This window comes from Aquimarina sp. EL_43 (genome assembly GCF_943422735.1).
Taxonomy (GTDB): domain Bacteria; phylum Bacteroidota; class Bacteroidia; order Flavobacteriales; family Flavobacteriaceae; genus Aquimarina; species Aquimarina megaterium.
In genome coordinates this window covers 642,862-668,098 of the sequence record NZ_CALSBR010000001.1, presented here as the reverse complement: position 1 = coordinate 668,098, position 25,237 = coordinate 642,862, and the positions used below count along the sequence as shown (strand labels likewise).

Annotated in this window: 17 protein-coding genes; 1 reads left to right on the top strand and 16 read right to left on the bottom strand. The window is 35.0% G+C overall.

The window, feature by feature from the left end:
• Nucleotides 1-208: 208 nt before the first annotated feature.
• A complete protein-coding gene (locus tag NNL09_RS03115; RefSeq protein WP_254514202.1) occupies nt 209-400 on the top strand; it encodes a ComC/BlpC family leader-containing pheromone/bacteriocin in 192 nt (63 codons plus the stop codon).
• An 857-nt stretch (nt 401-1,257) separates the two neighbouring features.
• Here NNL09_RS03115 and NNL09_RS03110 read toward each other — a convergent pair.
• The 16 genes from NNL09_RS03110 to NNL09_RS03035 all read right to left on the bottom strand — a co-directional run bounded on the left by NNL09_RS03110 (nt 1,258) and on the right by NNL09_RS03035 (nt 25,112).
• A complete protein-coding gene (locus NNL09_RS03110) occupies nt 1,258-1,656 on the bottom strand; it encodes a hypothetical protein (RefSeq protein ID WP_196909088.1) in 399 nt (132 codons plus the stop codon).
• Complete coding sequence (locus tag NNL09_RS03105; protein WP_196909087.1) at nt 1,641-1,835, bottom strand: hypothetical protein; 195 nt, start codon at nt 1,833-1,835, stop codon at nt 1,641-1,643. The genes NNL09_RS03110 and NNL09_RS03105 overlap by 16 nt, the downstream gene beginning before the upstream one ends.
• A gap of 669 nt (nt 1,836-2,504) precedes the next feature.
• Nucleotides 2,505-2,717: a hypothetical protein gene (locus NNL09_RS03100; protein ID WP_196909086.1), complete on the bottom strand. Its 213-nt coding sequence runs from the start codon at nt 2,715-2,717 to the stop codon at nt 2,505-2,507.
• Between the two features lie 4 nt (nt 2,718-2,721).
• Entirely contained in the window at nt 2,722-3,981 is a 1,260-nt protein-coding gene (locus tag NNL09_RS03095) for an RHS repeat domain-containing protein (protein ID WP_196909085.1), read from the bottom strand.
• 331 nt (nt 3,982-4,312) lie between these two features.
• On the bottom strand, nt 4,313-4,768 hold the full coding sequence (locus NNL09_RS03090) for a hypothetical protein (RefSeq protein WP_196909084.1): 456 nt from the start codon (nt 4,766-4,768) through the stop codon (nt 4,313-4,315).
• Nucleotides 4,769-4,777: 9 nt separating this feature from the next.
• Entirely contained in the window at nt 4,778-8,365 is a 3,588-nt protein-coding gene (locus NNL09_RS03085) for a DUF6443 domain-containing protein (protein WP_196909083.1), read from the bottom strand.
• A 21-nt stretch (nt 8,366-8,386) separates the two neighbouring features.
• Nucleotides 8,387-12,760: a PKD domain-containing protein gene (locus NNL09_RS03080; RefSeq protein WP_196909082.1), complete on the bottom strand. Its 4,374-nt coding sequence runs from the start codon at nt 12,758-12,760 to the stop codon at nt 8,387-8,389.
• 242 nt (nt 12,761-13,002) lie between these two features.
• Nucleotides 13,003-13,647, bottom strand: a complete 645-nt coding sequence (locus tag NNL09_RS03075) for a hypothetical protein (RefSeq protein WP_025667427.1) — start codon at nt 13,645-13,647, stop codon at nt 13,003-13,005.
• Between the two features lie 386 nt (nt 13,648-14,033).
• The gene (locus tag NNL09_RS03070) at nt 14,034-14,588 is read right to left on the bottom strand and encodes a transposase (RefSeq protein ID WP_196909081.1); all 555 of its coding nucleotides are present in this window, start codon (nt 14,586-14,588) and stop codon (nt 14,034-14,036) included.
• Nucleotides 14,589-15,023: 435 nt separating this feature from the next.
• Complete coding sequence (locus NNL09_RS03065; protein WP_196909080.1) at nt 15,024-19,049, bottom strand: DUF4114 domain-containing protein; 4,026 nt, start codon at nt 19,047-19,049, stop codon at nt 15,024-15,026.
• Nucleotides 19,050-19,699: 650 nt separating this feature from the next.
• On the bottom strand, nt 19,700-20,431 hold the full coding sequence (locus NNL09_RS03060; RefSeq protein ID WP_025667425.1) for a LytTR family DNA-binding domain-containing protein: 732 nt from the start codon (nt 20,429-20,431) through the stop codon (nt 19,700-19,702).
• A 24-nt stretch (nt 20,432-20,455) separates the two neighbouring features.
• The gene (locus NNL09_RS03055; protein ID WP_025667424.1) at nt 20,456-20,776 is read right to left on the bottom strand and encodes an Hpt domain-containing protein; all 321 of its coding nucleotides are present in this window, start codon (nt 20,774-20,776) and stop codon (nt 20,456-20,458) included.
• Between the two features lie 3 nt (nt 20,777-20,779).
• On the bottom strand, nt 20,780-21,799 hold the full coding sequence (locus NNL09_RS03050; RefSeq protein ID WP_231389140.1) for an ATP-binding protein: 1,020 nt from the start codon (nt 21,797-21,799) through the stop codon (nt 20,780-20,782).
• A 37-nt stretch (nt 21,800-21,836) separates the two neighbouring features.
• Nucleotides 21,837-22,973 carry an FIST signal transduction protein gene (locus NNL09_RS03045; RefSeq protein WP_196909079.1) on the bottom strand — a complete coding sequence of 379 codons (1,137 nt, stop codon included), beginning with the start codon at nt 22,971-22,973 and terminating at the stop codon, nt 21,837-21,839.
• Between the two features lie 5 nt (nt 22,974-22,978).
• Entirely contained in the window at nt 22,979-24,574 is a 1,596-nt protein-coding gene (locus NNL09_RS03040) for a PAS domain S-box protein (RefSeq protein ID WP_196909078.1), read from the bottom strand.
• A complete protein-coding gene (locus NNL09_RS03035) occupies nt 24,567-25,112 on the bottom strand; it encodes a heme NO-binding domain-containing protein (protein WP_025667420.1) in 546 nt (181 codons plus the stop codon). Before NNL09_RS03035 ends, NNL09_RS03040 begins: the two co-directional genes overlap by 8 nt.
• Nucleotides 25,113-25,237: the final 125 nt, after the last annotated feature.

The following is a 25,237-nucleotide window of genomic DNA, read 5'->3' as shown; positions in this document are numbered from 1 at the left end:
AGATTTGTACCTTAAATCTGCTGTCAAAGCTACGCAACTTCGCAAGTATTATAATTGATATCTATAGAAGCGCTCGCTAAAAAGTCCGAATTTTTTGAAATTCAAACATTTCGGACATTCAAAAAACATTTTGTTATTAGGTTTATACTATGCTTAGAAATGCAGGTTAAGCGTTCTATAAAAATGTGTAAACAAAAACAAATTGATTATGAACAATCTTAAAAATTTCAAGAAGTTAGATAGAAAAGAATTATCCAAAATCAATGGGGGAGGTGATGACAGACAACCAGAACCCGTTCCGTTTTTTTTTATGCCCGCAATGTTATGTGCTAAATATAATGTATGCAGCAATGGCTATCCATTAATGGTAAAGAATAAGTATACTATATTCTTTAGATAAAAACAGTCACATTATTAAGTGACTGTTTTCATATTTTGGTATGTTTCACGGATTGCAAATCCACCATGAGATGCAAATAATGTAAAAAATACATATTTCATTTTACATTATTTTAATTTTTTAAAAGTTCTCTTACTATTAATCCAAGTCCAATTATAATAAAGCCTATACCACCACTTATAAGATTCATGGTAAGACCTGCATACTTTTTTACATGATTTTGGTAATAAATCAAAATAAGTATACCAAACACGATTAATAAGAAGCCTAAAATTATATTAATAAAATCCATATAGATATAATTTAATTTTTCTCTGTTTCCACTAGCGTCTCGCTAGTGGTACTACAGTTTGTCTCGTCCTAAAAAAAGTTTACATATTTATACTTAATCCTAAAATAGATTTACATCTATATTTACAATATACCATAGCAAAACTAACCACATATAGATGTATTATGAAATATTATAATACCTGTTTATCTGACCAAAATACAATATTAGAGTTTCATTTTTTGATACTGGTATAAGAGATTTCAACTAAAAAAGTCACAATTTTTTTATCAATTGTGACTTCTTTTATTTATTACTCTTGCCCACCAATTTTTGATACCACTAGCGAGACGCTAGCGGGAGCGGGGGTCGTAAATATAGGTAATATTTCCAGAGCTATTCACAATACTAAATCCACAACATTAATGCTGTGGATTTGGTATAATTTATCTCTTACTAGTACCCCTCACTCATAAACGCCACTAGCCGGAGGCATAGCGGGAGCGATCAATTACACGCTAGGAACAGCTGGGGGAAAAAACACTAATAATATTACAAAAGGTTTTACTATATTATTCATGAGCTATTATTCTAATTTCTCTGATAACCATTTTTCTATATTTTTAACTGTATTGGGATTTAGTTCATCTTGATGAAAATTATTATTAGCCAAATGCACTAAAAACTCTTCATTAACTTTATATTCAGGATATTTGTTTAGGTAATAAGGGAAGTATGCTGGCCATACAAATACCCCATCCGTATGATAGCTATCGGGAGTAATTAGCTCTCCATTGTCTAAGTCCTCAGAGTAACCCATCCAAGAAAAGACTAACGTTCCTTTATTTAAATAGTCAATAACCTCAAACAAAGGTTTGTTGTTCTCCAAGGCATCTTTATTTATATCAGCAAAAGAAACAGCTCCTTTTACATCATTATGTTCTTTAATAAATCCTATTAATTTCATATTTAAAATTGTTTCCATGTTCCATTTCCTAAAATTTCATATCCACCACCTTCTAAAACTCGAACTTTGTCAGTTGGAGCAATTACTGGTGATTTCAAATATCTTGATAATTGATATGCAGCTCCATCGGGAAATTTTCCTGTATAACAAGAAATACATCTGATAGGAGTTCCTTTTCTAAATCCAGCACTCAACAATGTTCTAGCAACTTGTTTAGTAGTAGTTATTGAACCATTGATAATAAAATAATCATATCTACCGTGTACTAAAAGTTGATGTACCCCCGCTCCCGCTAGCGTCTCGCTAGTGGCACTACAGTTTTAGATAACCCAAAAAACATCAATCTCTACATGGTATAGTCATTCTTATATTTTTTCACACTACTATATTTACAATACACCATAGGGAAACTAACCACATATAACCAGATGTATTATGAAATATTATAATACTTGTTTATCTGACCAAAATACAATATTAGAGTTTCATTTTTTGATATTGGTATAAGAGATTTCAAGTAAAGAAGTCACAATTTTTTTATCAATTGTGACTTCTTTTATTTATTACTCTTACCTACCAGTTTTTGACGCCACTAGCGAGAGCGGGGAACAATTATTAATAATTTATGATAGAAAAAACATCACATTATAAATGGCTGTTTTCATATTTTGGTATGTTTCACGGATTGCAAATCCGCGCCATCGGGACTACTCACCACCGTTGACCATTTTATCAAAGCTTCTAAAATTAGTATGATATAAAAAAACAGCTACAAACGTAATGCCTGTAACTGTTTCTTATATGTATTACTTAACTATTGCTACGAAGTCAGGAGACATTCGCAGACCAGATTTATATCTATTGCACTAACCTAATAACTTTTCTTTTGCAATTTTTAAAACCTCAGTAAAATCATTATAATTTAAAGAAAGTTTTTTCTCATTAGAATAAATCTCTAACTCTAATCTTTCTTTGTTTTCTTGATTTAATTCAGCGATCATAGTATCGCCCTGCCAAATTTCTGCTACTAACTGTTCTCTATCTGGAGGACTCGTTATTAAAATTTCATAATTTTTCATATTATTATTCTAAAAAGTGAATGAAGGTTTTTCCATCGGCGCTAAATCTTACTCCTTGACCTCCTGGTATTTGAATATCCATTATGTCACCGAATCTTGCGTGATGTCTAACCGTTGTTGTTGCACTTGGATTAGTCAAAATACTTCTTAAAACTGCTTCTCCTTGTGCATTTATGCTCGCAGGATTACCTGTTGCTTTAGGAAAAACACTTCCGGGCCTACTTCCATGTTTTTGTAAAGCTCTACCTACTTTAGTTAAAGCTCCTTTATCTATTTTAGTAGCAGCCTTAATTAAATCATCTAGTCCATTAATAAGGTTTTTACTTCCTCCTGGCCCAAAAGGAAGATTAATAGGTGCACCCATAGGAACTATACCTATACTATTACCACTAGGATCAACAAAAAACCTGCCATCATCGGATGTCCTTCTACCAAAAAGCCAAGGCATGTTTTCTTGAGCTTCCGCAGAAAACTTATCCCAACCGCTTAAATTTCCTATAGAACGAGAAATTTTTCCGCCATAGGGTGCATTTAGATCAATTCGATTTCTTGTAGATTCTGTGTTATCTCCAGAATTTATTACAACTTCTCCTAATGATCCACCTTCTCTTGCCCATTGTCCATCATTATCTACTACATAAGTAACTCCATTAATATCATGGGTATCACCAACATTAAAATCACTAGCATTTGGACACTCTGGACATAATCCCGAAGGGTCATTATACATGATAGGGTTGTTCCAAGCAAAGTTATAAGGAGTTAAATCTAGTTGAAAAGGATGATCCGCTAATGGATCAATGGAAGGAAACCTACCAATGGTTGGATCATAATGTCTCCAATCCATCTCAATTAGGTTTAATCCTAAATTCTCATCAAATTCTTTCCCATTAAAAGAGTAATTATGCTTTCTACCATTAACCATAGAGTTGGGATGATCTACTCCGTAATTGATTCTCATACCAAAAGGATAGTAATCTTTAACTTCAATAACCTCAGAAGTAGTGATACTGCCATTCTTATCAGCATCTTTGTAGGATAATCTGATATTTCCTAAATGGTCTTTGTACTGATATACATATTTATACCCATCGGCTTCATGCTCTACAATCCCTTCTGTATGGTTAAAGAATTCTAGTGTACCATTCTTATACACATAATTACCGGCATACTCAGTTGTTAAAGAACTTCCCTCTGTGGTAATCTTTTTTAATTTTACCCCAGTGGCGTCGTAAATATAGGTAATATTTCCAGAGCTATTCACAATACTAAATCCACAACATTAATGCTGTGGATTTGGTATAATTTATCTCTTACTCGTACCCCTCACTCATAAACGCCACTAGCCGGAGGCATAGCGGGAGCGATCAATTATTCGCTAGGAACAGCGGGGCAATCAATTACACGCTAGGAACAGCTGGGGGTTGTAGTATTCTTTTCCTTCTTTCTGGTATGCTAGAGAGCTGTTTTCTTAGTTCACTTTTATGTATAAAAAAAGAGCTGCATTTCTACAACTCTTTTCTACTTATATAATTTATTTGATAATCAAACTTTATAATGCTCTTTTTCAAAAGCACCAGTTTGGGACATTACCCCTAGATATTTTCATTATACCACCATAAATTTGACTTCCAAGTTTCTATTTTATCTTGAGCTACCATTGAAGCTTTTTTTCTTTCATTTGCAAATCTTTTTCTAACAGAAGTTATAAATTCAGATTTGACACTATTGTCAAAGCTAATTCCAAGTATTTCAAGAGCATATATTTCATCGCATAAAGAAAATAGCTTATGCATTTCTTCATATTCTAAAACTCCTTCTGAGTTAGCTATTCTTATAGCATATCTAAATTGAGTATTTAATATATCATTCAAGCCCCATTCAAATAATCTTTCTTTAAATCTTGAATTCATATTTAAAACTTCTTGACTCTTATCTGATTGATTGTTTAGTAAGAGTAGATCATACGCTAAAGAGCTAGCATGATATGGTAAACCTATATCACTATCTAAACGAGAATCTACTGATTTTATTAAAGTTGTATTTTTCATCTTATTCTATTAATTGGAAAATCCAGGTAGTTTTCTGAGGTTTTCCCAAGTTTCTGCAAAATGAGTCATAATAGTAGGTACACCTCTTGTTTGACTAGTAGCTGTAAACAATCCAGTAGAAGAATTATAATAACCTACACGTCTTGCACCACTTGATCTATCACGATAAGTAAACCTTCTACCATTTTGAATAGTCATTCTAGCACTTATATCATATTGCTTAGTACTAAAAGCACCTACTTGTTCTCCATGTTTAATATAATGATCTCTTAACCCAGGTCCAGTAACTCCCTGTTTTGGTTTAACCCATTTGGCATTTTTAGCTATTCCAGTTAAAGTAGTTGTACCTTTGAACTTAATAGGAAATGTAACAGATAAAACACTTATCATTTCCTGTGATTCAGCATCTGCATTAAAATCTCTATCAAGAATAGCAAATAATCTATGGAACATAGTACTCATTCCTGGTTCGAAACCATTCAAAATAAAATCAATATCTTCCGCTTGCTTACCAGGAATTACATCTTGAGTGTAGTCATAATTTGAAGCAGGTTTTAATCCAGGTTTTTGCCCACAAGTTTCAGGGCATTTACTACAATCATCGCACTCGTTACTTCTTGAGTTCGAGTTATTACTTCCTGAACCTGATTGATTTTGACTACTCTCATCTCCACTATCACTTGCTTGATAGACTGTAATCAAATCATCGTTTGTTACCCCATTTTCTTTCATCCATTCTGCTGTAGAATTAGCTCCAGAAGGATCAGCCCAGAACACAGGGTTATTATCAAAAGCATTATAAGTAGACATGGAATGATGTGTCACAGGATCAATTCCTGTCCATCTTGCAATTGCAGGATCGTACTTGCGTAAATCCATCTCATAGAGATTCAAGTCTAAACCCTCAGTAAGCTCTATACCATTAAACCCATAATTATGATTTCTTCCTCGTAGTGTAGTATTATATCCAGAATGAGTCATCCCAAAAGGATAGTAGTTCTTCTCCTGCACGATCTCATTTTGAGCAATAGTCCCATCTTTATCCGCATCTTTATAGGATAGTCTGATGTTTCCTAAATGATCTTTAAACTGGTATACATATTTATACCCATCAGCTTCATGCTCTACGATTCCTTCTGTATGGTTAAAGAACTCTAGCGTACCATTTTTATAGACGTAATTACCAGCATATTCTGTTGTTAATGAACTTCCCTCTGTTGTAATCTTTTTTAATTTTACCCCAGTGGCGTCGTAAATATAGGTAATATTTCCGGTATGAGAAGCATTATTTACCGTTACTGTTTTAGGTAAATTTAAGTGATTATAGGTAATCCCTGTAATCCCTTTGTTTTGATCCTGGGTCATATTGCCATTAGCATCATAGGTATAATCATTACCCGTATTGCTACCATCTTTAAAACCAAAACTGGTATTGCCGGTATCAGCTACTTTTAAGAGTTTGTTTCCTGCATCATACTCATAGTTGAGAATATCCATACCACCAAAAGCAGTTGAGTTCTGCCAACCACTTCTGTTTAATGATAAGATGTTACCTATCTTATCATAAGTTACTGCTCTCAAAGTATACTTGTTGTCATTGCCAGAAGCACTAATGATTCTGTTGAGTGCATCATACTGGTATCCATATCCTCTTTTGGTATTGTCATTTGCTGTTTTCCAGGAGGTTTCACTAATATTACCATTGTACAAAGCCGTTGCTCCCAGATTCTCTGTAGTGGTGTTGTAATTGATGCCGAATGCAAAAAGCTTGTTGCCAAGAGCTATATCAGGATCATTGATTTTAGTAAGCCAACCCCGTACATTATAGCTGTAATCCACCTCTTGTAATCCTCCTCCTGTTTTCTTATTTTCTAATTGTCCTAAAGCATCATAGGTGTTTTCAACAATAGTTTCAACTGCCTGATCATTGATCTTTTGGGTTTGGGTACGCATCCTACCTATATGATCATAGGTAAAGGTATCTATCGTTACAATAGCTGCACTGCTGTCTTTGGTATGGGTGGTTTTGGTTTGTGTTACCTTACCCACAAAATCCAGCTGGGTTTCTACAATATCGGTAGTGTTAAGATACTCATTCTTACTAGCAATATATATAGGCCTTCCTTTTTTATCATATCCTGTAAGACTGGTGATCCAGTCATTGGTCTCTAATACCCGTACTTTACTACCGGTAGGCAGCCCTTTGGTTTTTATAGGGCTATTGTTATCATGATTGATAATGTCCTGCCCAAAAGCTGTAGTAGCGGGTAGGTTTATAGAAGCCGTATCAAAAGTATAATTGTCATAGTAATTGATGGTATATACTTTATATAACCCTGTTTTTGGGTAGGCATCGAGGCTATAATATGTAGGTGTCCCTGCAATGCTAATGGGGGTATTACTTTTGGTTTCGTACTGTGGGCCGTCAAAATTATTAACTCTACTCTGTAATACGTTTCTGTAACTGCCATTGATTATAGTTCCTGTATACACCACTCTACCAAAGGCATCATACTTGGTAAATAACCATTGATCCCAGGGTTTACCCGAATTCTCTTTTCTTAAACTAGCATCCTGGGTCATGATCGGTTGATCTAGTGTATTGTATACAATATACTCCCAATCTTTGCCAGGAATTTTCTTTTCGATTAATCGATTTTTATAATCATATCGGTATTGATAACAGAGTTCGGCAAGCTCAATATCTGATACGCCATCGCTAGTGGTTACTTTAGGAGGGATTACGTATGTTAAATTACCAAATCTATCATATACATAATACGTATCATGCGCCTCTGGGGTTGCTGAGCTTGTCGAAGCAAAAGTTCTTTTTAAAACTACTCTGCCTTGTTTGTCTTTATATTCCCTGGTCGTACGATTGTTACCATCTGCCAGAGTCCAGTTTTCATCTTTGGTAATAGTTACATATAATTGATCAGGATCGTAATGCGTATCTTTTACCAAACTAGGGTCTTCTGTATTGCCAGGATTGGCAAAATTTACTTTAAAATGTACCACTTCATTAGCTATATTGGTATTCCAATCAAATTTAATAGTATGATCTGTATCACTATCTTTAATAGCTTTCCATGCTGTACCTGGTGCTCCCTGTTCTAGTACGCGATTAAGCGGTGACTTATCAAATACACTTTCTGAGTAGGCATTGATCTGGTTAAGATCAGTTATCCCAGGGAAATCACTGGCATAGGTATCCTTATAATACTGGTTAATATCAGTATTTACATCGATCTCTTTATAACTCCCAATCGTATTACTTGCTTCAAAAGGAAGGTATTGTTTATCCTGTCTGCCATAGGCATCATAGGTGATGTGGGTTACGATGTCTTTACCATCTCTCGAGGCTTTGATCGCTCGTTGTTGTATAGGTCTACCCAAGCCATCAAAATAGGTAACACTTTCTATCGCTCTGTCTATATCATTGATATTAGAGCAGTTTACATTCTCTAACTCGGTAATGACCATTGGAGTTTGAGGAACTACCGTATGTATATAGTTCTTATCGGATAATACTACCTGGGCTTGAAGCTTCAATCCCATAAGCAGTACTATAATACTGTATATAATTTGTTTTTTCATCTTACTATATTGTTTATGGGATTAATGTTGTTCTCCTGTGTTACCATCACCGTTACCGCCACCACCAGAGGATTTACTAACAATCACTGGCATAGTTTTTAGTACCGACTGGTTTGTTCTGGTATCTGTCACAGTAGCCTGAATTTCATACTCCCCGTTGTCTGTAGTACCATAAGAGAATGAAGTTCCTGTTCTATTAGAGGTATAGGTAGACGAAGGATTTGATAATCGCCATACTTTCCAGGTAACGGTACTATAATGCCCCGAACCTGCACTTTTTGTTAAATTAAAAGTTACACTAGGATTAGCATTGGTAAGCGTAGCATTACTCGGGGTTACATTAATCACCATAGGATTATAGGAATTGATAATAACACTACCTTCTTTAAAATGCTCAGAAACGGTATCGTCTATAACAAGAAATTTAATCGTATATTCACCAGCAGTTGGGAAATTATTAGAGTAACTAGTACCTGTAGCACTCTGTATTACATTATTTACATACCATTCGTACCTTCGATGTCCTGATCCCCCTCCAATACCATTGGCGCTAAAGTTAATAGTAGTTCCTTTTACAATATCGGTTGTGGTTGCACTTATTGTAGGGGTGTTTAAAGGATTATACACATGTAATGGCCGCACCGCACTGTTTACAGACTTACCACTTATATTATCGATCACTTTAGAGTATACATTGTATGTTCCTGCAGTACCTGGATTGTATGTAAACGTAGTTGCTGTACTGGCCTGCTTTACATCATTTACATACCATTCGTAGCGTAGATCACCAGTACCACCTCCTATACCCGTAGCACTAAAATTTACATGGGTACCTGTGATCACATGCGTATAATTTGCATTTACCGTAGGGATCGTAATAGGAGGGTAGGCCACCACTACAGTCATCGTGGTATTTACCCTGTGTTTGGTTTGACTATTATAGGCTATTACTGATACAGTGTATGTTCCTTCATTACTAAAAGACCTGGTAAAACTTGTGGTACCATCACATTGTTCTTGTGTACCATCTACAGACCAGGTATACAGGTTCGCGCCACCGCTTCCTGAAGTATTGGCCGTAAAAGTAACCGTTTGATTGGGTTGAACAGATCCAGAAGCCGAGAGCTGAATAGTCACCCCACCCAGAATATCAGATTGTTGCCCTTGATAGTTATAACGTACTTGTTGTGCGATATGCTGATCATCATCCAGAGCATATTGTAATCGATTCATTTCATCATATTTGTAGAAAGTAGTATACCCTTTAAGGTCTGTCATACTCGTCGGCCCAACCAGTGGATCATAGGTATATCCTGTTACCTGCGCATCTGCAAAATAGGCATGCTCTCTAAGATCTTTAAACAGATCACGCATCGTTACCTCTTCTGCTGCTGTATCTTCTGTATTCGATACGGTTTGTAACTGGGTGATTAAGGAACTTGCAGCTGAAGGAATCCCGGTATAAGTAGCATTATCGATCTTTACAATAGGCTGAGTGTTATTATATCCCCAGACATACATAGTATGACGCCCATCGACTTGAGAAACTTCTAAAGGATTTCCCTGGGGATCATAAGCCTGATACTCCAGGCGATCTTGTAGCACATTAACAATGCTTTTTTGTCCTTTTAATGTTTTGATCATCCTGGGGAGTAATATGCCATTACCCCAATCTTTATATTCGGTGTTTTGAAAGGCGACAAACGCACTACTTTCTTTCGTTTGGGTTTCTATAGGCGTGGTGATCCTGTTTTGAGCCACCAAAGCATCATTAACCGTACTACTCTTATCATAGGGATAGGTATATTCGGTAAGTATATTTTTATCATCACTATCTGTATAGGTTTGCGTTTTTAACTGCCCATATAGGTTGTCATACGTATAGGTAATATCCCTGGTAATGGTTTTTCCTGCATGAACTTCTATTTGTTTAGACGATGTAACGGGAAATATCTCTGAGTAGTTGATATATTCTTTTACTCCAAAAAAATTAGGAACATCTGTGTAATTATATTCTGTTACAGATTCTGGATCATAATAAAAGACGATTTGACCTGCTTTTAAATTATACGAGTTTAAATGCTCTAAAGCTCCAAAATTCTTATGTATAACACTATGATAATTGGTAGTACTAGCAATAGAGGCGTATAGATTGTCTTCCTTTTTCAATGCTTTTTGTTTCAGTACTTTCCCTCTTCGCCAGTTGTTTTTTTCGGTTGGAGCAAAAGGAAAAATTTCTTCTATATCGGGACCTCCAGAAAAGAAACGTTGTGTTCGTTGATCTTCTGCATTATTACCTACTTTAATTTCTTCGACAGATTTGTATAAGACAGGGCTCCCAATATAACTACTTAACGGGATATTACTCGAAGACCTGTTTTTTATTACGGCACACTCGTTTTGAGCAACGTACCCGTGTATTTCTCCGGTTCTATATATGGGTTTAGAAAGATTGATTCCTGTAGATTTCCCTGCTTCATCGTCATAAGAATATGTTTTAGCAATACAATTTCCTTCTTTATCACAAGATTTTACCTGTGCTACCCGAATACCTCCAAAGGGGATATTAGCATATGTTGGCGTAGGGGTACTATCGCTAGCTTTATAATACTTTATGTCTACACTGGCTTTAGCATAAGAAGGATCATTAGGTTCTAGGGGCCTATTGATATATACTTCTAGCTCATATTCTCCTGGATCCAGTTTAAATATCGTTTTATCCTTATCTATAGGATCTCTTGGATCAAGTTCTATTACAAGCTGATCATATAGGTAATTACATATGCTACCAGGGGTAACACAACTTACGGTTGATACTACATTTTTCTTTTTAAGTTTTACCAGGGCTTCTGCCCCTCCGCCGGTAGCTCGTAAATTATATGAGATAGAAATATAAGTTCCCTGTCCGGGGATTTCTCCCGGAGTGAAAGTAATCGATTTGGTTTCGGTCACAAATTGACTATCTGGATAATCGGTTGATTTTAAAAGTAACCCATCTGGAGTATTCAATCTGTCTTCTATACCAATTTCTCCGGTATCTAATGCCCCGTATACTTGATTTTGAGCATAGGTAATTTCAGAATATCCTTTGGTAGGGTAATATATTCTTTTTAATGCCCCTAATCTAGTACTATTAAAATCAGGAGATCGATTTGAGTTTGAAGAAACCAGGCTTCCAGAAGTATTGGTGTTTCCATTATAATATCCCCAATAATCCTGTTTATAGTAAGGAATCTCTATATGTGAACCATCAAAATACTCGAATGTGTAATAATTTCTTTGCGTATTGGGTGTGTGTTTACCCTTATGAATTGCGGTAAGTAATTTTCGTTTTATAGTCTTATCATCATAAGCAAACGCATATTGCATAATATCCTGCCCTACGGTGTTTTTGATCTTAATACCATCAAGGGTCACCGGGTTTTGTCCTTCGGGAGCAGAGTTTAGTATCGTATAGTCAAAGGTTACGGTTTCTGATGGAGTAGTAATCGTACTAATACTTAATCCCTGGGTATTCGAAAGTGTTTCACTTTTAAAGAGCCCTATCAGATTAGGTTTGGCCTGGCAATAGTCTGAATCATATGTAGGAGCTGCGGTTACCCAGGTGTCTGAATGTACTTTTTGACGCGTGTGTTGATTTACATAGGTAAATGTAATTTCTTTGGTATTAGGCAGTACAATTTTATTAATCACCCAGGCCGATGTATATATCTGGATATGATCTCCGTTCTCTGTGGTGGTTTCTTCTTTATCATTAAAATAATATTTGATCCCAGAATCATCGATAAGTTCGAAACCGCCATTATTAGGTAAACGGGTAAGCTTGTAATTCTTATATGGTGCAAAAACAGCTTCATCATTATGATTTAGATAAAAGGTAGCCGATAAAGATCCTACACTAATGATGTATTTATCAGATTCGGTATCCCATTTTCCGGATACGGCTCCGCGAACAAGTGCATTTTTATCTGCATTAGACATCCCATCTTTATTGGTATGAAATTGATATACTTTTTGACCAATAGCATTGGGGCCGACATACCCAAGTGGCGATTCATCAGGAAGACCGCGAATCTGTCGGGTGATCATACCTTTTCCTATAAAATCCCAGCCTAATCCAACAGCTCCGGGGATAGCTTCTACTTGCAGGCCGGCATAGTTATAGGATAATGAAATTGGTAAACTAAAACCTGCTTCGTTAATAGTATGCAATGGGATGCCGTGATTGATCCTTCCTGTAGAAAGATTAACAGGAATTTCTCCATATTTCCCCAAACTAGCAGCCTCGGGAGAGGTCGGGAAAATCTGTGGTGGTCGTACGGGTGATGGCTCTGCCTGACCAAGAACGATAAGTCCCAGAAGCAAGAATGCCCCCGTAGTAATAAGATGTTTCATAAAAAAGTAATTAGTGACTGATTTTGTTTTTTTAATCGTATTCCCGATACAATATTAAATCATCCCAGTTTCGTTTTTCGGGACTGAGAAAAAAAAGTGAAAGTTTTTTCAAAAAAAATAAAAACCTGATGTTAAGGAGAGGTAAACACCAGCATATAGGGTAGAACCCATACTAAAAAAATAGAGCAGAAATCAATCTGCTCTATGTTAAGAATTACTGTAATTAATTTGGATTTGGCAGGCTAATTGCCAACGATCACGCGTGCTGCCAGATACCCATTATAAAAAGAAGTATTGGTACGTTTAAAACGTTTCATGACTTTATCAATCTTATTACTAAGTAAAGCCGAGGTTTGATTAAAAAGATCAGACAAGGTAGCTGTGGCTTGTTTTTGAGTAATACGATATTGTCTGGGTTGGCCATTAAGAACCATAAAACTGTCAAAACTATTTTTTAGGTCAGTGATTTGATCCTGGGTCACCCCATAATCTGCAAGAGGAGCTATGTTTTGATCTAATAATGAGATGGTTTCTGTAACGACAGTCACAAAATCCTGATTGCGCAGACTATATAGATCGGTAAAACTTTTTGCTGCTTTTTGTTCTAATACTGTATTACCTTCTACAGCTGCATAAGCCTCTAGTGCGTCATTAAGAATGTCTCCTTTTTCTGATACAAACCGTTTTTGAATAGTTTTATTACTACCCAGATATACTCTAGAGGCTTCCTGAGTATCTTTGTTTTCATTAATTTGTATCAATAACTCATCTAGCTCGTTTTTAAAAGTTACTAATACGGGTACACTGCTCCATATATTGGTATTGGTATCCATAAATGTTTGTACTGCCTGGTACATTTCTAATCGATTGATCTGTCTTTGATCCATAAAAATTGGGTTTTAAGTGTATACTAATTTGTGTGCTATAATGTATTTAAGCATATGCTCTTAGTATATTTACCTAGTTGCTATTTTGTTACCCCTTCCCCTTATTTTTTTAGACAGCATAGTAAGTTATTTTCTATATGTAAAAGGCTATTTATTAAATCGAAGTATACATTTTCTTAATGCAGATGCTTATTTGTAGAATGTAAGGGTACATTTTTTTGATGTAGATGGTCATTTTTTGAATGTAAGGAAATGTTTTTTGAATGTAGAAGAGTATTTGTTGAGTAGTAGTGTATATTTTCTTACTGTAGCTGGATGTTTTTTTAATGATTTACTGTTTTTTTTAAACCCGATGACGCGGATTTGCAATCCGTGTTTTTAAAGCCTCAAAATAAATTTAAAACAACGATGTCTAATTCATGATCTAAATCTGCGTAATTTCTAGCAGAACTAAAAATATAATCCTCAGGATTTAAAACAATCTTATCTATAACTGGATTATTATGAATGTATTTTATTTTTTGTTTTATAAACCAATTTGAACTTGCAATCTCTGCGTGGTATCCGTTTTGCCAAACTTTATAGCCTTGTCCACGTTTTAAATGTTCACAAGCTTTACTAAAATATTTTAACATCCACTCTCGTCTACTTTCAGGGTATTTTTTGATTGTTTCTATAATTTTTTTGGAAGTAAACTTCTTAAAATCACGGATGATATCTGATAATACATACCCTTCTTTTGCTTTGCATAACATATGGATATGACTAGGCATGATACAATACCCATAAACTTCTAAACCCTTCTCTTCTTGACAATATTTTAGGCTATCAATAATTATATATTTCTGTTTCACTCTCGTAAAAACGTCAATCCAACCAACAATCGTTATCGTAATAAAATAACCGACATCTGGCATTGTTGCTTTGTATTTTGTAGACATAATAGAGTTTTATTAAGGTATATGAAACAATAATAAACCATGCCAGTTTCATTTTTCGGGTCTGAACAATTATAAATAATTTACTATAGAAAAAACATCACATTATAAATGGCTATTTTCATATTTTATATGTTTCACGGATTACAAATCCGCGCCATCGGGATCTGAACAATTATAAATAATTTACTATAGAAAAAACATCACATTATAAATGGCTATTTTCATATTTTATATGTTTCGCGGGTTACAAATCCGCGCCATCGGGTTTTTGTATTGTCAGTATGACGTCGTGTTTTTCCTTAACGGAACAGTATTGATCATTCGGGTTAAAAAAAATAGCGAGGACAACCATGACATCATCCTCGCTATTACCCAAATCCTGAACTTAACCTAATACCATTTAGTGTAAACATAAGTGCTAAATGGTATACTTTATTATCGGATTAAAAAACTGCCTTTATATTTTTGTTTGTTATCGCCTCTTAAGATGTAATAGTATACACCAGGGATAAGGTTTTTGGTTTCAAAAGTTATACTGTTATTATGTAAAGCCATACGTTCTTGTCGCACTGTTCTTCCTATCATATCGATAACAACCATTTCTATGGTCTGGTGTGTGTCTGGTACTCTAATCGTAGTTTTGTTTCTAAAAGGATTAGGATAATTAGAAAGTGTAGTCACTGCGATTTGTTCATCGGTTTCTACTTGTGCGATTTGGTCATCATTATCTTCTTCCTCATCTTCTGCTACCACAGCTGGTGTCTCGGGGTCTAATTCTGGATCTATTGTTGTCGTACTGGTGAATGCCAGATCCGATACTTCTAAATGAAATGGAGTAAAGTTTTGGTAATCTCCCTGTACAGAAAATACAATGCTTCTTACTTTTTCGAAAGTTTCATTTTCTTTATTCCCGTTTGTAAAATCAGCAAAAGAAATGGTATGTGTTGTTTTTTTATCGGTGGCAGCAATTCTATATCTAAGTCTGTTACTCCAGTTTGTAAGGCCTTCGGTTACTAATATCACCTCGATATCTCTATCGTTATACATTTCGAACTGTACAGCATCGTAGTCAGATACAGCTAGTGTAAGTTCACCTGCCAATATATTTCTAAAAAGGTTTAGCGTTTCTTTTACTTCGCCCTGTACTAATGCGTTACGTTCTATAGTATATTCATTTTTCTGTACTGCTGCATCATGTGTTGTGACTTCAAAATTCTCGATTACTACTCCTTGTTCCTGGTAATCAATACCCCAGGGACCATCTGCCAGGTATAATGCATCTAATTGAGCAGAGTTTTCTCCTTTGATAGAGAACCCGATATCAAATAAATGTCCTGTCTCTATAGTGATTTGCTCATTGTATGCTCCTGATAGTGCTACGGTTTCAATCATATTGTGTTCTTTTGACTGTTCGGTCGTTCTAATGTTACCATTAAATGTCATATGATGAGCACCTAATTTATTGATGATATTAAGGGTTAGTTTTCCATCTGCATATGATCCTTTTTCTACAAATACTGTAGGTACCCTATGACTCACTTTATGACTACGCATAGGTTTATCGGTCGTAAATGTATCTAAGATGTGATTGGCAATATTGGCTACTTGTGGTACCGATCCACCCCACACTTGGAAATTTAAATAATCTCCATCTGGGTAGTTACCGATATTCCATAAACTATAGATTTCATTTTCAGATTCACCTTTCTTAACCGAAAAGGTTAGTGCATATTCAATTTGACCTGTAGCTCTTTCTATTCTGGTACTTACAAGTGTATGATTTTTGATAGTTACCGTTCGTACATCTAATAATTTAGAGCCGTTTAATCGATCACATATGGTTTTCGAATGATCATAAATAGAACCTTTGGTCGATGTTGCCAGTGCCGCAGCTACTCTTTCATTTCCTTTATAATAATCTACAGAGAATACAGCTTCTGCATTGGTGATACCCAATAGATCTTCTGGGCTGGATACATAAGTAGACTCGGTCCCAAATATTCCTGTGCTAGGGAAATAGATACTTAAATCTTCATTGTTTGCAGATTTGTATGATTTCATACCAGGCTGAAATCTTTTTTGACTCTTTTTGGTATTGAAAACGCTGTTTGTTTTTGTTCTGCTAAAGTTACGTTTAGCGATTAAGTTTGCTAAGTCACCGTTACTTTCTAATCCTCCATTATTGGCAGAAGTAACATCGGTTGCGGTATCGATATCTACGCAATTATCTGTTGAGATTGCTGTATAAGGGCTTGCAGTGATATAGAATAAGGCGTCGTTAAAATCCTGATCACAAGAAGCATAATCTCTTCTAATATCTTCAAAACCTAATATAATTCTTTCGTTATCGGGATCAGATAATAATACATTGTGATATCGTAGGGTAGGATCTGTTTCTGGATTATAATCCGGATTAGAGTGTAGTTGCCAGTGTCCTGTTCCTACACAACCGTCTGACCATGCATTGGCTAGCAATACCCATCCTATTCCTGTATTTGGAGGAAAAGTTCCGATTTTTACTTTATCACCTACTTCTAATTCGCCACCGCTTCCTACAGCAGATACATTAGGGAAAATGATCGTAATATCTTCTGGTGCTGGTATTGAAGGTGATGGGTTATTAATATCATACGTATAGAACCCCAGTGTGTTTTTATATCCTGCTCCTTCTCCTATAAAAGTAACCCATATATCAGCTTGTTCCTGTACTTCAATATCTGTATCATAACCCGAAGAAATATAGTGAGGGTTAAAATCTGGTACCGGGTACCCTTCTGGTAGCGCATTATTTATCAAATCGATAGTTTCCTGGGTAACTACATCCTGCCCGTCTAAATACAGTGGCTTTCCGTTAGAAGAAAAATCACCTAAGTAGTTATATCGGTCACAAATCTCTGGGATAGGAAAACTTGCAGGGGTTTGCCCTCCGTTTTCTGGAGCAAAACTACTTTTTCTTAAATCAAAGCTATCGTCTAAACCATCATTATCATTATCAACTCCGGATAGTGTAGTTTCTGCAACTCCGTCACCATCACTATCATATGCTTCGGTACTATCAGATATACCATTATTATCAGAATCGGTATCCAGGTGATCATAAACATCGGTACCATCGGTATTTACGGTTCCGTTTACAGTTCCTGCATAATCGGGATCAAAGGCATCATCCATACCATCGTTATCTTCATCAATATTAGATAATCCCTGGTAGCTAGCACTATTTTGTCCTTCTATGATATCTACAATCCCATCATTATCAGAATCGATATCGTAGCAATCGTATATCCCATCATTATCTGTATCTAGTAGCGTAACTGTATTTCCTTGATCAGGATCAAAAGCATCTGCTAATCCATCTAAATCGGTATCCTGAAAGTTGTTGTCTGATCCATTGTAGACTCCGTCGTTATTCGTGTCTTTATCGCCTTGCCCTGCTTCTACAATATCATAGATACCATCGTTATCAGAATCGATATCCAGAAAATCGGGATTACCGTCGCTGTCTCTATCAAAAGCATCTTGTACTACATTGTCTCCGTTACCACTGATATCATTATCAAGGTAGTTGTATAAATCATCTCCATCATCGTCTCCGTAAGGGTTCATACCGTTACATTCTGCAATATTTGTAATACCATCACCATCACTATCGGTATCCATAGAATCTAAGGTACCGTCTTGATCTTTATCTAGCGGAGAAATACCGTTGGCACATTTAAAACCGTCATTAGAGTTTGTGGTCTCGGTAAGATTAAGCAATGTAGCTGTTGGGGTAGCACTTTCGTAATCATTGATTAGGTATAAACCTCCGTTGTTAACAGATAAATACAATCTGTTATTAGCATCGGCATATGCTGCACCAAAAGTACCTGTTGGTAAATTGGTTACTGCTTTTTCAGAAAATACGGGTGTTCCCGAAGACAGGTCCCATTTGTATAGTTTTCCTCTGCTTCCTCCATAAAAAGAACCATTTATATAGGCAATATCTGCACAAGTACTGGGCGAAGCCTGATCAGCCTCTACAACCTCGAAAACGGGAGAAGAAGAACCGTCATAGTCTTTTAGGTTTGTTATTTTATGAAATGTTTTTTTATTGTTGTTTTGATACACCCAAAGGTTTCCGTCTGCATCTACATCTGCTGCATACCCACCTCCAAAAACTGTTGTTCCGGCTGGGGTTACAGCACCAAGATCGATCACCATATCTTTAGCAATTCTAAGGAGATGATTGTCACCTTTCTTAATGGCATACAGGTAATTATCTTCGGGATTATATCCTCCCGCATTGTAGGTAGTAGAATAGGTGTGTAGTGCTTCAGAATATGAACCTGTAATGGGATCATATGCTTTTAAAGATCCAGAGATTACCTGGTAGAAATTACCTTCATCACAATCAAAGGGTTGTTGAGCGTTTGCGGATAAGGCTATCAAGAAGGCTATAAGGGTAGTTATTTTTTTCATGTTGATATAGATTTAGGTTTCTGATGTCTAAAATTAATCTATATCAACCCCTTATGTTGGTACTATTCGATCAGTGGTAATTTGCTGTAGATGAATGGGTTTTACGAAGAGATGAGTTTTTAAACCGGATAATCAATGTCTGAGGATAGGATTTAAAACTTCTTGTCAGTCTGAGACATCCAATAAAATTTTATCCAGTGAATGAACTGACGTTCCAAAGCAGAGCTTTGATTATCTTTTTTCACCAGTATAAGATTTGTTTTGCGTTAAAAAATATTGAAGCCTTGGAAAGATTTTAGCACAATAAATCTGGTTTTCAGTGAAACTGAAAAATACCTTACGACATAGCGTAAGCTGTGGGCGAGATGATGTGGTTGAGCGCCTTTTCTTTTGGTTCTGTTTGCTGCAGGGCGAGCAAAGAAATCGTAGATTCATGAACTCAATATTATCAAATAAAAACCTTGTGAACTAAAATGAACAGAAAGCCAAATTGAAGGAAATTATATGAAATTTAAGAACTGTAAATATTTGAAAAACAAATTGTTATAAAATACGTCAATGGTAGCCTGTCGAAGACATTTGAAAATACAAATTTGAAAGCACTTCGACAGGCTCAGTGTGACAAATCAATGAAATGATGCTAATTTAGTTTAAAGCATATTAAGACGCTTCATTAACTCTGGTCGGTTAGAACGGCTTACGGGGATAACATCTTTTGCAATAAGTACACTATTGTCTTCTATATCAATAATTTTTTTGATATTAATAATATAGGATCGATGTACTTTTAAGAAAAGGTCGGTGGGTAGTTTTTCTTCAACTTTTTTTAAGGTAGAATGCACCGTATAATTTTGCTTTTCGGTTTTTATAAGTACATAATCTCCTTTGGCTTCTATTAAATTAATAGTTGGGATATTAATCTTTATTAATCTCCTATCGATATTAATATAAAGTTCATTTTCTTCAGAAGAAGATGTGTTTGATGGTAGTTCTGTAGAAGTCTCTGCAGAGGCTTCTGTTGTTGTAACTGTTGTTGCACTTTCTGCCTTTTGTATTGCTTTAAGAAATCTAGGTAAGGTTATCGGTTTTACCAGGTAATCTACAATACACTCATACTCAAAAGCTTCTAAAGCAAAATTCTTATCAGAAGTTGTTAAAATAATCTTTGGCGGATTTTTTAGGGTATCGATAAAATCAAAACCTGTAAAATCGGGCATATGAATATCCAGAAATATAAGATCTACCTCTTCTTTGTTTAAGAATTTAATAGCCTGAATTGCATTAGGGAAATCCTCAATCACATTGAGTTCATCAACCTGCGAACAAAGTTGTTGAATAATCATTCTTGCGGTTTCTTCATCATCTATAATTATGCAATTCATAGTAAGTTGGTTTTTAAGGATTTTTTAAAGCGTTTTTAGAAAATGCTCTATGGATTCTAAAATTAATATAAATTTTGAATATAGAGAAGTGTTACTGCTTTTTAGCTCTTCTTCAAAATCTATTGCAGTTTGATACCCTTCTTCAAAACCAAACATTCCGATTTTATGTTTTAGTTTATGCACATTTTCTGCTGCTTTAGTATATGCTTTTGAGGTATAATTTTTAAGAAATTCATCTTTTTCATCAGGAAATTCTCGTTTTACAATACCAATTAATTTTTGTTCAAAAGCTTCAGAACCTGCAGCCAATTCTTTTATATATATGAGATTAGGAGTTTCGTTCATCGGTTATTTTTTTAATGTAAAATAAAAAGTAGTTCCTTGCCCTTCTTCAGATTCGATCCAGATTTTACCATTATAAAATTCTACTATTTTTTTTACGATCGATAATCCAATACCTGTTGATTTTTTTTGATCATCAAGCGTTTGAAATATCTGAAATATCTTGTTGTGATATTTTTTAGAAATCCCTCTTCCATTGTCTTTAATACCGAATTTCCAGAAATTGGGGATTTCTTCATACATTATGATAATCTCTCCTTTCTCCTTGTCTATTGCTTGTATCGCATTATTCATTAAATTCTGAAATACTTGTTTAATTCGTGATACATCTGCATATATAACAGGAAGTTTATGGTGTGTACTAATTGTAATATGATCAGGAGGATGTATGAGATGTGTAATATCTTCGATTAAGATATTTACATCAATATCAGATTCTAAATTCCTCGATTTATCGCTAATTATAGAATACTCTAAAATCCCACTGATTAGATTATCCATTTTTTCAATATTTTGATCTATCAAATCCAGGTTCTTTAGTATTGGCGCTTCAAGTTCTCCGTTAGCATCTTCTTTTATCCAGTTAATAAGCGTATTGATACTTCGTAACGGAGATTTTAAATCGTGAGATACTACATGTGCATAATCGTTAAGTTCTTTGTTACTTTTTTCTAAATCCTTGAGGAGCAATTCTCTTTGTTTCTCGATTTCAGAAATTTGAACAGCTTGCTCTTCGATCATTACCGCAAGTTCGATTCCCGAGAGTTCGTTTCCATTTTTGCCTCCTTTCATATTTTTGAACGTTATGGATTGTAGAATCCTGGTGGCATCGGTTAAACTGGCAATCACCTTTTTTTGCTGTTCTGCCTCTTGCTGAAGCTTTTGATTGGCATCAAACAATTCTTTAGAACTTATAGACATTGCCCTTTGTAACATGCCTAGTTGATCTTCAAAATTGTGATAGGATCTATCAATAGCATTTAGAAATTTTTCTGAATACTGAGATTCTTTATGCTCGGTATTCAAATGTTTTTTGATTTGTCTGGTCAATAACGAGTGCATATTATTCACTAAATAAAGTTAGGGTCATGGTTTGATTGTGTAGTTCGCAGTTCGAATTTTTTCCTTCAAAAGGAGAGAGTTCACCATACGAATAAAATCCAGCTACAGTAGCCTGGGTACCAATAGCATCTATAACTTCTTCTACTTCTTCTTCAACACGTTGATCCATGACTAATTTTCTACCGATACAGCTTACCAATACTGCTAATTCGGGTTTGTGTTTTCTGTCTTTCATTCCTATTTCTGCTGCTTGCAATGCTCCATCTATAATATTATCAATATGTCCCATCATTAATTGAACTACAGCCCCCTCTGGTACATCTCCTGCCAGTGTCATGGTATTGGTTTTCTCATCGATAGATAGAATTGTTCTTACAATAGGTTCTTCTTTATCTTTAGATTTAACACTAAGTGGGTATAATAGTGCAGATTGAGGAAGTTCTGCAGCTTTATCACCCAAATATTTTTTGTATAAATCCAGAGCAGGTTGATGATCTAATTCATACAGTACATTCTGATCAGATTTTGTAATAATTCGCTCTGGCCCAAAAGGAGTCCACCCTCCATACTGGGCATAACTAATCTCTAGAGATTCACCATAAAAAGCGATTAATATCACTTCTCCTTCTTTAGGATTCTCATTATATCCCGATATTGTTTTTTCAAACCTAGAATCATCCCCACAGAGTCCTCCTGTAATAGCAATATTGTCGATCCTTGTTTCTAACCCTTCGATTAAGGCCGAACCGTTTACAAAACTGCCTTCAGAAATAATAAAAATATGTTTTAAGCCTTCTTTTGGTACTTTTTGAATCAGTTTGTTTCCTAGTTGTATTGCATCTTTATTATTATCGATACTATTTTCTCGAAATATGGCATAGGTACTTTTTTCAAACTCTATAGCAGTTAATGCTATCGAATCATCAAGAACTTTACTCCCAATAATTTCACCGGCAGTAGAACCGATAACAATTTCTCCATCTGGGAATAGTTTTTTAACGTCGTTATAAACTTCGGGATTCTCTAATTCATATCGATTTCCGAAAACCAGTACTAAAGGGTTTTTTAGTTTTTTTTCTGTCGTGACAACAGCAGTCCAATCTTGATTTTTTTTCTTTTCAAATTGTTGAAATCTCATAGGTCCTATTTTTTTAATGTGAAATAAAATGTTGTACCCTTACCTAATTCACTTTCTAGCCATATATCGCCTTCATATAGATCTATTATTTTTTTTACAATTGCAAGTCCGATTCCAGAAGAGTTTTCGTTGTCTCCTACAGATTGAAACATCTTAAATATCTTCTCGTGATGTTCTTGTTTTATACCAATACCATTGTCCTTAATACTAAAGAGGTGATGTGTTTTTTTATCTTCGTAATCAATTTCTATTTTTCCGATTTCTTTATCGGTATAAATAACGGCATTACCAATTAGGTTTTGAAAAAGCTGTTGAATTCTGGTCATATCACCATTGATTACAGGAAGTTTCTTTTTAATAGAAATTTTTATATGATCAGGAATCAGAATGATCTTTTTTAGATCACCTATAAGTATATTAAGATCTATTTCTTTGGTTTGCAGGTTGTCTTTATTACTTACACTAGAATAACTAAGGATATTATTGATAAGAGTTTCCATTTTTTCGAGTGTATTTTCGATCATGGTAAAATGATGTACCCCGTTTTTATCAAGTGTATCGATATGATCTTCCTTAATCCAGTTTACAAGAGCATTAATACTTCGTAATGGGGATTTTAGATCATGAGAAACGATATGTGCATAATCTTTAAGCTCCTGGTTTGTTTTCTCCAGGTTTTTTACGAGTTGATCCCTTTGTTTTTCTACCTTTAATTGCTCTGTAATATCTTCTATAAATGCGACCTGGTATTTAATGTTTCCATTATGATCTCGTACTGCTGCGATATTGGTTTTGGCCCAAAATGAAGAGCCATTGTGTTTTATATACCTTTTGTTTACAGAAAAGCTATCGATTATTCCTGTATTCATCTTTTCTAAATTTTCTGCTACAGCCTCATATTCATCTTTCATAGAAATATCTTTAACTTCTTTTTTAAGGAGTTCTTCTGCGGTATAGCCTAATAGGTTTTGAAATGCCTTATTGGTTTGAACTATTGTACCAAATTGAGCAAGTACAATTCCTAAAGACGAGTTTTCGACAATAACAGATAGTTGTTTTTTATGTTCTTCGAATATTTGTTTCTGTTTAAGCTCTTCGGTAATATCGGTTACAATACCCTGTGCGCCTATCGGGGTCTTGTTTTTATCATAAATAAGACTGGCATTGATATGAACGGTGCGTATTCCATTTTCCTTTGTATATACCCGGGCCTGGTAATCAGAAAAAGAACCTTTGGTAACCAATTCCTGAAAAGAAGTCATGGCATATTTATAATCTTCTTTATAAATAAGTTTTACGACATTTAGTTTTTCTTCGGCGATATCATATCCAAATAAATTTCTAGCGGCATAGTTCATCTCCAGGACATTACCAAAAATGTCCATTCTAACGTAGGCATCCAGTAAATTATCGAATACACCTTGTAGCTCAGATTCTTTTGTACCTACCTGATCTTCTAGTTTTTCATTGGTTTTTTTTAATTCTTGAGTAATGAGATAAAGCTCTCGGGATTTATCCTCAAGAATTTTTTCTGCTTGTTTTCGAGCTAATTTTTCTCTTTGTATGGCTCTTTTTAGTATTTCGATATCATCACTACTCATTTGTTTTCACGATACTAAATTTTACTTCCGTTCCATCTGATGTGAGTTTTTCTAGAGTGATTTTGGCTGTAGCATCAAAATGCTCAAAAGTTTTACGCATTAGTCCAAGCCCAAAACTATACATGGCTCTACTGGATTTATAAATCATAACCAGTTTAGAAGCTGTTTTTTCTTGTATTTCAAAAGTGGGAAGTTCTGCATCAGGATATATTTTTCGAACTTCGACATGAATATGATTTTCGATAGAAGATAGCATTTCTATTGGATCGTCGTACTTATTAATTAAATCGGGGTAGCTACTAGCTAAAACAGAAAAAAAATGTTCGGCATATGTAAGAAGAAGATCGTCGATACTTAGTTTTGTATGCTCGCTAAGATGCTTTAACAATCCCAGCATTTCAGAAAAGTCATAAGTGCCTATGGCCGTATATGCTCCTTGTGAGGGTAGATTAGATTGTTGAATGATTTTATCAACTACTTCTAATCCGAATTTATCTTCGACTAATTCTAAAAATTCTGTAAATACTATTCCTTTCATTCTTTTAAAAACTTTTTGGTTAGATGTTTTTATACCTCAAAAATGCTATTGTGTTGTAGTTTCGAGTGATTTTGCGTGATCTTGAAAGAAAACCATATAGGGGTAGCTATCAGTATTTGAGTTGT